18 protein-coding genes and 1 pseudogene are annotated in these 9593 nt (G+C 38.8%); 5 read left to right on the top strand and 14 right to left on the bottom strand.

Annotated features, from left to right (window positions below; genetic code table 11):
* From IJF99_RS06675 to rnc, 3 genes and pseudogenes are all read right to left on the bottom strand, one after another.
* Positions 1 to 254, bottom strand: a pseudogene (locus tag IJF99_RS06675) (phosphatase PAP2 family protein); the annotation flags it as partial.
* 33 nt (positions 255 to 287) lie between these two features.
* Complete coding sequence (locus IJF99_RS06670; protein ID WP_292793362.1) at positions 288 to 1754, bottom strand: homoserine O-acetyltransferase; 1467 nt, start codon at positions 1752 to 1754, stop codon at positions 288 to 290.
* Positions 1755 to 2426 carry a ribonuclease III gene (rnc, locus tag IJF99_RS06665; protein ID WP_292793359.1) on the bottom strand — a complete coding sequence of 224 codons (672 nt, stop codon included), beginning with the start codon at positions 2424 to 2426 and terminating at the stop codon, positions 1755 to 1757.
* Between the two features lie 153 nt (positions 2427 to 2579).
* Here rnc and IJF99_RS06660 point away from each other — a divergent pair, with 153 nt between their 5' ends.
* Positions 2580 to 2915 carry a hypothetical protein gene (locus IJF99_RS06660; RefSeq protein ID WP_292793356.1) on the top strand — a complete coding sequence of 112 codons (336 nt, stop codon included), beginning with the start codon at positions 2580 to 2582 and terminating at the stop codon, positions 2913 to 2915.
* Between the two features lie 2 nt (positions 2916 to 2917).
* Here IJF99_RS06660 and IJF99_RS06655 read toward each other — a convergent pair whose 3' ends face one another.
* The 4 genes from IJF99_RS06655 to IJF99_RS06640 form a co-directional block, all read right to left on the bottom strand.
* The gene (locus tag IJF99_RS06655) at positions 2918 to 3307 is read right to left on the bottom strand and encodes a hypothetical protein (protein WP_292793354.1); all 390 of its coding nucleotides are present in this window, start codon (positions 3305 to 3307) and stop codon (positions 2918 to 2920) included.
* 3 nt (positions 3308 to 3310) lie between these two features.
* Entirely contained in the window at positions 3311 to 3721 is a 411-nt protein-coding gene (locus IJF99_RS06650) for a hypothetical protein (protein WP_292793352.1), read from the bottom strand.
* A gap of 110 nt (positions 3722 to 3831) precedes the next feature.
* Positions 3832 to 4020 (bottom strand): 50S ribosomal protein L37e, encoded by a 189-nt coding sequence (locus IJF99_RS06645; protein ID WP_292793349.1) that lies wholly within the window; start codon positions 4018 to 4020, stop codon positions 3832 to 3834.
* 49 nt (positions 4021 to 4069) lie between these two features.
* On the bottom strand, positions 4070 to 4300 hold the full coding sequence (locus IJF99_RS06640) for an LSm family protein (RefSeq protein WP_116591755.1): 231 nt from the start codon (positions 4298 to 4300) through the stop codon (positions 4070 to 4072).
* A gap of 281 nt (positions 4301 to 4581) precedes the next feature.
* Here IJF99_RS06640 and IJF99_RS06635 point away from each other — a divergent pair, with 281 nt between their 5' ends.
* Genes IJF99_RS06635 through arfB form a run of 3 tightly spaced genes read left to right on the top strand, consistent with a single transcriptional unit; the run spans position 4582 to position 6304 of the window.
* Positions 4582 to 5082, top strand: a complete 501-nt coding sequence (locus IJF99_RS06635) for a type II toxin-antitoxin system antitoxin SocA domain-containing protein (protein WP_292793346.1) — start codon at positions 4582 to 4584, stop codon at positions 5080 to 5082.
* Between the two features lie 42 nt (positions 5083 to 5124).
* Positions 5125 to 5607, top strand: a complete 483-nt coding sequence (locus IJF99_RS06630; RefSeq protein ID WP_292793344.1) for an RNA-binding protein — start codon at positions 5125 to 5127, stop codon at positions 5605 to 5607.
* 4 nt (positions 5608 to 5611) lie between these two features.
* On the top strand, positions 5612 to 6304 hold the full coding sequence (gene arfB, locus IJF99_RS06625; RefSeq protein WP_292793342.1) for a 2-amino-5-formylamino-6-ribosylaminopyrimidin-4(3H)-one 5'-monophosphate deformylase: 693 nt from the start codon (positions 5612 to 5614) through the stop codon (positions 6302 to 6304).
* A gap of 48 nt (positions 6305 to 6352) precedes the next feature.
* Here arfB and IJF99_RS06620 read toward each other — a convergent pair whose 3' ends face one another.
* A complete protein-coding gene (locus IJF99_RS06620) occupies positions 6353 to 6664 on the bottom strand; it encodes a hypothetical protein (protein ID WP_292793340.1) in 312 nt (103 codons plus the stop codon).
* A 65-nt stretch (positions 6665 to 6729) separates the two neighbouring features.
* On the opposite strand from IJF99_RS06620, the gene IJF99_RS06615 reads away from it, so the two are divergent.
* Entirely contained in the window at positions 6730 to 7329 is a 600-nt protein-coding gene (locus IJF99_RS06615) for a YigZ family protein (protein ID WP_292793338.1), read from the top strand.
* A 12-nt stretch (positions 7330 to 7341) separates the two neighbouring features.
* Here IJF99_RS06615 and IJF99_RS06610 read toward each other — a convergent pair whose 3' ends face one another.
* The 6 genes from IJF99_RS06610 to IJF99_RS06585 form a co-directional block, all read right to left on the bottom strand.
* Positions 7342 to 7452, bottom strand: coding sequence for a rubredoxin-like domain-containing protein (locus IJF99_RS06610; RefSeq protein ID WP_292793336.1), 111 nt, complete (start codon positions 7450 to 7452; stop codon positions 7342 to 7344).
* An 8-nt stretch (positions 7453 to 7460) separates the two neighbouring features.
* Complete coding sequence (locus IJF99_RS06605; protein WP_292750918.1) at positions 7461 to 7580, bottom strand: rubredoxin-like domain-containing protein; 120 nt, start codon at positions 7578 to 7580, stop codon at positions 7461 to 7463.
* Positions 7581 to 7641: 61 nt separating this feature from the next.
* Entirely contained in the window at positions 7642 to 7803 is a 162-nt protein-coding gene (locus IJF99_RS06600) for a rubredoxin (RefSeq protein WP_292793334.1), read from the bottom strand.
* Between the two features lie 12 nt (positions 7804 to 7815).
* The gene (locus IJF99_RS06595; RefSeq protein WP_292793365.1) at positions 7816 to 8403 is read right to left on the bottom strand and encodes a DapH/DapD/GlmU-related protein; all 588 of its coding nucleotides are present in this window, start codon (positions 8401 to 8403) and stop codon (positions 7816 to 7818) included.
* Positions 8404 to 8807: 404 nt separating this feature from the next.
* A complete protein-coding gene (locus tag IJF99_RS06590; RefSeq protein ID WP_292793332.1) occupies positions 8808 to 9209 on the bottom strand; it encodes a TraX family protein in 402 nt (133 codons plus the stop codon).
* Positions 9182 to 9427: a hypothetical protein gene (locus IJF99_RS06585; protein ID WP_292793330.1), complete on the bottom strand. Its 246-nt coding sequence runs from the start codon at positions 9425 to 9427 to the stop codon at positions 9182 to 9184. The genes IJF99_RS06590 and IJF99_RS06585 overlap by 28 nt, the downstream gene beginning before the upstream one ends.
* Positions 9428 to 9593: the final 166 nt, after the last annotated feature.

The raw sequence follows: 9593 nt of genomic DNA, 5'->3' as shown, positions 1-9593 counted from the left end.
GGCCTTGGCTCATGAACAAAAAGCTTCAAAGCATAGGTAATCAAATCCGCAAACAGCAATGCAACCAATGCAACAGCCGCAACTTTTTTTAAGGAATCATTACCTTTAATTCGAGCATATACTATAAGAACTATAAGTATTATCAATAACCAGATAAAACCTCCAAAATGAGTCATATAAGGCAATACCGCATCAAATAGAGGATTCTGCAGATTATGATTTATAAAATAGAATAGATCAACATTAAAAGACACGTTTTCACCTAGAAAAATAAGAAAAGCAGCAATTTAGCTGAGTAAATTACTGATTTGGTCTGTTGTTATTAAGCCTACAACTGTCATGTCGTCGTCAACGACAGGCAGGCATGAAATATCGAATTTGCGCATTTTACGGGAAATGTCCTCAATCGAATCGTCAGCTTTACAGTACTTGACCGTTGTAGTCATGATATCGTTCAGATGATTTGAATTCATGGCTATTGATTTGGATAAATCCCAGCTTGTAACAATGCCTATCAGCTTATTGTCGCCAGTGACGACAGGAATGTGGGTCACATGTTTTTCCAGCATCAGCTTGGCAGCATCCTGAACATTTGCTGTCGCCTTGATTGTTGCAATATTTTCCATCATCAAGTCCTCAACAATGCTTTCTGAGAGGAAATTGGCCAGAATGAAATTCAACTGTCCTTTTTCAAGCAGGAAAGCGTCATGCCCATAGTTGGATTTGATTTCTGAAAATGACACCTCAACATCATTGGCATTTAAGGCCGTGACGATATCTGTACTTTGCTCTGTCGGATATAGCCAGTCTGAATCGACGGAAAGCACTTCGACTTTCGCTTCAACGTTCTTCAATCCTTCTATCAATGAGTCGTTTACTGTCAGATCGAATAAATCAACTGCTTTTGTAATGTATAGATAGCTGTTAGCATCAAAACGCTTTACAAAGGATTCCCCCTGATATTTCAGGTAGCTTTCCACCTGGAAATCTACCGAGAAATCATAGCTTATTTCATCCTTGTCCTGAAGACCCCGTCCGAATTTGATGTCCATTGACTCGTCGCTTAAATAGGTAATGTGGGCAATCATACGTGCCAGGGATAATCCATTACGTGGAATCACGCCTGATTCATAGTAGTTTCCGCCTTTCCAATGAGGATCTGAAAAGATTGACTGGCGGCCCACCGCATTGAATGCTATTTGCTGTGGGGATGACAGCGCTGCAGTTGCGATTGGAACTGCCTTTTTCATCATTGTAGGATAACGCACCATCCATTCAAGAACCTGCATTCCGCCCATGGAACCTCCGATGACTGCAATAAGCTGGTTGATTTCAAATGACTCGACCAGTTTCTTTTGAACCTTGACCATGTCCGCAATGGTGATTACGGGAAAGTCAAGACCGTACTCCTTGCCTGTTTTTGGATTGATTGAACTGGGTCCGGTCGTTCCCTTGCATCCTCCTAAAACATTAGAACAGATGATGAAGTATTTTTCAGTGTCAAGCGCTTTTCCAGGACCTATTACAATCTCCCACCAACCGGGTTTCCTATCTCCCTCATGCCATCCTGCGGCATGAGCATCACCGGTGAGGGCATGGCAGACCAAAATGGCGTTGGATTTTTCTTTGTTAAGTTCGCCATATGTTTCATAAGCTACGCTGACATCTTCAATCTCTTCGCCACTATCCAACTTGATCGGTTCTGATATGTGGAAATATTTTGTCTCTACAATCCCAACAGATTCCTTATTCATCTAATGCCTCCAAATCCTTAACTTACGCATAGCCCCTTTTGCAGCTGCCTGTTCAGCCTCTTTTTTATTTTTTCCTCTTCCAACACCCATCTGCTTGCCGTCAACAAGGCATTCCATGATGAATGTTTTGTCATGGGGAACACCATATTCCTTCAATATCCTATATTCAATGCAAACCTCTTTCGCATCTCCATATTCCTTCATTTTGGATTTATAATCTTCAAAGAAAATCCGTTCCTGGTCAATGTATTTGAAAATCCAGTGTTCTACAAATTCCTTTGCAAAATCAATGCCCTGGTCTATGAGTATGGCGCCAAGGAATGATTCGAATAAGTCCGCAGTTACGGATATGACTTCGTTTTTTGTCAGGTTTGATTCTTCAATTGATATTTTCAGATATTCTTTTAGACCTAGTTTCTGGGAATAGTAGATTAGTGCATTCTGACATACGAAGTTTGATCTTTTCTTTGTCAATTCTCCCTCTTCATAATCGGGATATTTTTTATATAGATATTCTGATACGATTAGGCTCAAAACGGAATCTCCTAGAAATTCCAGCCTCTCATAATTGTAATCCAAATCATGAAGGGTGGCATATGACGAATGTGTGAATGCCACTTCATAGAGATGTTCATTTTCTGTCTCAATTCCAAATTTTTCAAATAAATTCATTTTCAAAGCCCATTAAAATATTAATATATTAATAAATATGACATTTTACTTATATATAATATTTTGTTATCAATAATACTTTTCAAATGCTCTCTCGCACTTTTCATATATATAGGGTATTCCAAAATTAGAATTAAAAAGGATTTGGTAATTATGATTGTAAATTGGCAAAAAGAAATGAGAAGAATCGACCCTGACATCAAGTTCAGAGCGCAGGGCGGATGGTTAAAAACAGTAGTTAAACTAGACAAGACAGTCAAAAACGGCTATTCATTGGTAGGGGATTTCGTGGAAGCCGGCGACTTTGATAAGGAATATGATGAAGGAATCTATCTTGACTGCAACAAAGAGGGAACCGCTAAAAAAACACAGCAGGACTACAGGCTGTTCAGATTTAGAGATGGGAAAGTGAGATTGCTTGATATGGTGATTGACGGCAAGCAAGGCTGGGCGGTTGATTTGTGGGATGCTTTGGAAGGAGAATTATGATATTAATCAGGATGCTCTCCTCTAAGCTTGAACCTTGAAAAACCTGTTTTCTGAATGTTTACCCTTGGATCAAGGAACTTGACTTCCTGAAGAAGGATAATTCTGTGTTCGAAATTGTTCGGCAAAGCAGTTCCCTTTCCGTCGACAATTCCTCTGAAGCTGACGGTGAACTCGCCGGTGTCTGCGATGTCCATGCCTAACTTTTCGCTTGAAAGCGCACCGTCAAAGAAGTCCTCTAAATCCATTGCCTCAAACGCCGGGGCAACATAACTTAGGGCCATCAGGCCGTTTTCCTTTTCACGAATTCTAACTCTTCTTTGGTCCAGTTCAATGCTTTCACCTGTTTTTTTGATTGTTATTCTGATTTTGTCTGAAAAATCGTTGCCTAACATGTTTTAACCTATGTGGCAAAATTCGCAGCATTCGCATGTCGGTTCGAAATATGAATCGTCAGGTTCCACAATTGCCTTTTGGGCATATAGTGTGATGTTGAATTTTGGAAGATACTCCTTACTGACCTCTTTTGTTATTGGGGATAATCCTCTGTAATATACTGGTCTGTAGCCGGTTTGTGAGATATCGAAATAGAATTTTTCACCGGTTGCGAATCTGTTGAAGTATTCTTCAAGGGCCAATGTTTCCTTTGGCGGAATTGAAAATGTGAATCCCATTGTGCCGTCACTTCTCTGTCTGATTCCGGCATTGGAAATGTCAACAGCCAATATATCGTCTTTTCCTCTTACAAAAACAACACAGTTTTCCAGGTTTACATCGTTTTCACGAGCAATATCATTTAAATCAGTCATCCTATTGACCTCCTTAAAAAAAATATGGTTAATACATTAAATTAATCTGTTTTGAAAAAAAAGTATTTGAAGGAAGATTATTTAATAATCTTCACTAATCTCTAACCGACTTACACTAGTCTTTGCCTAGTAGTTGGTTTTTTGTTTTGCCAGCTGTATCTTCTTAGTTTACTGGATTTACCGAAACCGCAAGAAGCACAGACTTTTTTACGAATGTGATAAGTGTTTTTACCACATCTTCTGCATCTGATATGGGTCTTTTTATTCTTTTTACCCATTGATGGAGTTCCCTTTGACATTGATACACCTCCTTAATTATCCTAAACAATATAATCTCGAAAATAATATTTATGGTGAAATGTAAACAATATTGTCTCCTCTAATGAGCACAACACCGAGTCTTCTAGTGACTTCTCCGTCTTGTAACTCTTCTGCATCATTAAGAACTAAGTTCATGTGTAAATCAAAGCTCTTAAGTATACCTCTAAATTCACGATCTCCTTTGAGTTTTATTAAAACTGGAGAGTCTACAGATTTTCCTAATGCGTCAAGTGGTCTTTGAACATTTTGTCCGCTCATTATATCACCTTATATTATTGTAAATTTTAGTTTTTCAATATGAATCGAGTAAAATACTCATAATGTAATCAAGTTAAGATAAGACGAAACCTAATTAAAACTAATACTTATAATTATAACTAACCTACTATATAAAGGTTACCTTAATTTAAAGAAAAATTAAGAAAAATCAAATATTATAATCGGGATTAATTGAAAAAATACTTTTCAAATGCTCTCCCACGCTTATTAAATTAGAATTACTACAAAAATATCCACACCCAACCATCACCGTGATATCAATGAGATTCAAACGCGACAAATATATCGACCTTCTAATGTACATACTGTCCCAGGCAGGCTATAAGCCAAGCTTCGGAAAAACTGTGCTTTGCAGCATATTGTATTTCATTGATTTCAATTATTACGAGCTTTACGGACAATTGCTGACAAATGAAACTTACATCAAGTCAAGAAGAGGAATCAGGCCACTTCATTTTAGGGAAATCACCCAATACCTGATAGACACCCATCAGCTTTTCTTCAAAAAGGAACCCTACTACAACAGGACACTGCACAAATACTACCCGCTGATCATACCCGACGTCAAATTCAGCCCGGAAGAACTTGAAATAATAGACAGCTGCATCGACAAACTGGCCAATAGCAACGCCCACTCAATAACCAGGTATGCGATTGGAGATCCTCCGATTATAATCGCCGATTTCGGTGAGGAAATTGATTTCAGATATGTTTTTTCAAGAAATGAAGAGTACTCCCTATTGACAAATAGATTTATTTAAGAGTAACACAAAATATTACTTAAAAAATAATATTGGGATACCATGGCGATTAAAGTTAAAAAAAGAAATTTCCTGAAAAAGAAGAAAATTAAAGAAATAAAAGAGGAATTAGGAGAGTATGGAGACTTGCTTCAGGGAAAAAAGAATGTTGAAATCCTCGAAGCCGAACCTAATTCATTTATCCTGGTTGATGGAGAACCATACATCATCATAATTGACAACAAACCATTCCCAACACTGAAGGCAGCCCTTAAAACAGATATTGAATCAAAAACAGTTACAGTGGACATGGGTGCCATCAGATTCGTAAGCAATGGTGCGGACATCATGAGTCCGGGAATTGTCGATGCCTCCGAAGGCGTTGAGCCTGGAGACATAGTCCTAATCATCGATGAAACCCATGGAAAACCGTTGGCTATCGGAATTAGCCTAATCAGTGGCGAGGAAATGGTTGCGAATGATTCCGGAAAGGCCGTTGAAACCAAACATTACGTCGGAGACGACATCTGGAACTTTGAGGTATGATAATATGGCCGAATTAAGATATAGGGCAGGAAAAATCAGAGACCCCGGAGTCCACAAGGTCGGAATCATAGCGCTCGGTTCACACCTGGAAAACCATGGCCCCGCACTGCCGATTGATACCGATGCCAAAATCGCGGCACACATCGCCTTCCAGTCATCCCTTCTCACAGGAGCCAAGTTTTTGGGAATAATATTTCCCGCCTATGAACTGGATACAATCGACCATGGAGTGCACGTTTCCCTTGAAGTGCTGAAAGAGAACGTCATCGATACGCTCAATCAGGCAAAGAAATTCCTTGACATTGAAAAGGTGGTTATCGTCAATGCCCATGGAGGAAACATTCCCTTAGTGACCGAATTATGGGACATTGAGGACAATACAGGCCTGTCAATAACATTCAACAACAAGGTAATCTCTTCTGAAGGCCCTCATGGCGGAAGCGGCGAGCTGTCAATGGCAAAGGTTCTGGGCATCGTCAATGATGATGAGGTCGCAAACCAGGCAAACGTTGACGAATATGAGGAAGTTGGCCTATACGGATTCAAACAGGCACGTGAAGATGACCCCAATATTGAAGAAGGCGCAATAGACGTTGAGGAAAACGGCGTCTATGTGGATGAAGAGTACGGAGAAAGACTCTTTAACCTGGCAATCAACTCCGTAGTATTCGACGTTGAAAAATTACTTGATTTTTAAAAAAAATATTAACCGGTGGTGGTTTCTATATTGGAATCGTCGCCACCATCACTGTCCCCATACTGGGGTATCTTCGGCTGGCACATTTGTATCAACTGCAGGTTCAGGATCAGCCGTAGTGGTTTCAATCTGTGAACTGTCATCCGAATAGTCATAATCCTGATAATCGTAATCCTGATAACCATAACTGTTATCTGTATCATCAGTAAGTGCGGTGAGGTTATCCAATATTCCTCCTGACTCACTTTCATTAGGTAAAATTGAAATTGGTCCTGTCATGGCTGCGAAAACGCTTGCAAGGCAAAATGCGAAAATCGCAATTACAAAAATCACCAATACTGTAGCTGATCTGCTTGTCACAATTAACACCTTTAAAATTAATTAAGTTTAATATGTTGGATTAGATATATAAATATATTGATACCATGAAAACTATTAGAAAACCCGTGCAGAGTGAAATAAATATCAAAAAATCCCAGTTCATATGCTGCCTTTATCCAACAGAAAACAAAAGGGAATCAAAAGAAATCATCCAAAGGATAAACAAGAAATATAACGACGCGACACATAACTGCACAGCATACATTGTCGAGGACGGAGAAGGATTTGACGATGACGGGGAACCTGGCGGAACCGCCGGAAAACCTATGATCAACGTTTTGAGGAAAAACGAACTTCACAATGTCACTGCAGTCGTCACAAGATACTTCGGCGGAATCAAGCTCGGCGCGGGAGGACTTGTAAGGGCATATTCAAAATCCGTGATGGAAGCCATCGGCGAGGCCGAAATCGTTGAGATTGAAGAGTATGACGTTTTTGAGATTATTTTTGAATACGGTGACATGAAACTGGTTGATACGGAAGTCAGAAACAACTCTCTTGAATCAATCGATAAGGATTACACAGATAAGGTATCATATCTTGTCGTGTCAAAAGACAGCAGAGACATAGAAAAGATATTTGAGAAATACTCAGATAAAATAAGCGTCCGCTTTAAAAATAAGCGGTTTTTGGAAAAAATTTAAAGTGAAGAACAATCATTGTTCTTCGAAATTTGCTGCAGGAACGCCACAGACAGGGCATTGGTAATCTTCCGGCAATTCATCTTCTTCTAAGACGAATCCGCAGACTTTACAAACGTAAGCCATATAATCACCTATTCCACTTTTTCAAACATGTCAGCGGTTGCTCCGCACATAGGACATTTGAAATCTTCTGGGAGTTCTTCGAATTCTTCGGTTGTGTAACCGCATAATTTACATTTAAATTTTGCCATTATTAACAATCTCCTTAATTTTTTTACTTATAATTATATAATAAGTTTGTGATATATAAAACTAATCTATTTTTTCAAACATTGCCTTTGCCATTCTGCATTTCGGACATTTGAATGATGAAGGCAAGTCCTCGAATTTGGTTCCGGCAGGAATGTTCAGGCCTTCCTCTATATTGTCCTCGTCAAAGGTATATCCGCAAATCTTACATTTATATAATGCCATTAAAAATTCTCCTTAAAACCTGTTTGGAACTTTCAAGTGGTTAGGAAGCGGTTTAATGCGTGCAGGTGTTCCGATAGCCAGATAGAATGGTGGAACTGAATGTATTACGATAGCTCCGGCGGCAACAATAGATCCTTCACCGATTTCAACGTTTGACAGGAATGTTGTGTTTCCTCCGATTGAAGCTCCGCGTCTGATTCTAGGTCCTTGAAGTTCATAGTTAATTCTTACAGGATATTTGTCATTTGTAAAACAAGCGCAAGGTCCGATAAATACATTATCCTCAATTACAGAATTTGTTGGGATATATACGTTGGACTGGATGCTGACATCGTTTCCAATGATAACGTCACCTTCGATGACAGTATTGGTTCCGATTAAAACGTCATCCCCGATATTGGTGTTTTCACGAATGACCACATTATGGCCGGTTCTGAAATTGTCTCCGATAACAACATCATTGTAGATGATTGAATTTGACCTGATTGTGTGGTTTTTACCTATCACCGGAGGTCTTGAGTTTGGAGTGTATTCGACACCGAACTGGATGTTTTGATCGGCCGGGAAGGTCAGCTCCGGTTTTGAATAATCCGGCTGGATAGATTCTCTTTCAATTGAAGGTTTTTCGTGAAGGACATTGATCGGTTCGTATGCTTCGGGCTGCACATAACCCTCGTCATGATAGACTGACCTTTTTACCTGAGTCGGTCTTGGAAGCTGACTGTAAACAAAGTCGTCTATAGTTCTTGAATCAGCACTGCGATTTTCATACTGATTTTCCTCCCGTCGAGGAGTGTATCTTTCCCGATTCCTTGCCCCATTATCATCAAGAGTTTGTGAAAACCTAACCATAATATCAAACCTTCATTTAAATAAATTTAATTTGTTAGTGAATTAATTTATATAATTAATTAGTATATATATTAGATGGTTTGAAAATGGGATTTTTGGCAAAAATTGGAGAGCATTAAAAAAATATGCGATGAATCACTGAGCAATACAATCTAAACCAGAAGCCTGAAAATACCTATGGCCAAAAGATGTGCCGGATAGAATATGTAGAAGAACCATTTGTTGAATGATGACTTGTTTCCGGCTTTTCCGTTATAAAGCATGAAAAACAACGGCACCAGAAATATGCCTATTTTGAAAAAGATAAAATTCATGGTGAATGCCGGCGCAAAGGGATCTGCAAAAAGCCTTACATTGAATATGTACAATAGCGCAACTATTGAAAATGCAAACCACATCCTTTTAGGGTTTTCCTTCAAAAAGTAGAAAATCAGGCATAAAAGAATCATGACATAATGCCAATTGCTGAATGATGATATCCAGAATATTGCAAGAGTAATTATCAATTTCAGATATTTGGATACGTTTACCCTGTCCCAGAGTATATTGTGCACAGCCCTAAAAAGAGAGTGAATATGACGCTGGTTTCATGTATCACCAAAACGGAATTCAAGCTGCTTATAAAGATGTTAGGCTCGATTAGAACCGCTCCTGCCTCCCTGTAAAACAGTGGGGTTGCCGGTCCTGAAAACAGCTGAAACGGCAGAAAGCTTTCAGTTCGATAAAATACGTAGGGGATGTATGATATCAGTTGAAAAATTCGAAACTTCATCAGAGTTCAGGCAATGGAAGTGTCTAAAAAGAGGGCGACTCAAAATTAATTATTTATTAAAAATTTTTTTGCATTAATTTTTATTATTTTCAGGTATTTTGTTTGTTGTTTTGGTGTATGAGTTCGTTTTGTATTGTTTCATTGTATATTCGTTTTAAATTGTGTG

Origin of the sequence: Methanobrevibacter sp., from assembly GCF_017406825.1 — an archaeon.
Classification (GTDB): Archaea; Methanobacteriota; Methanobacteria; order Methanobacteriales; family Methanobacteriaceae; genus Methanocatella.
The sequence above is the reverse complement of the archived record's forward strand: the minus strand, read 5'-3'. Positions and strand labels throughout refer to the sequence as shown.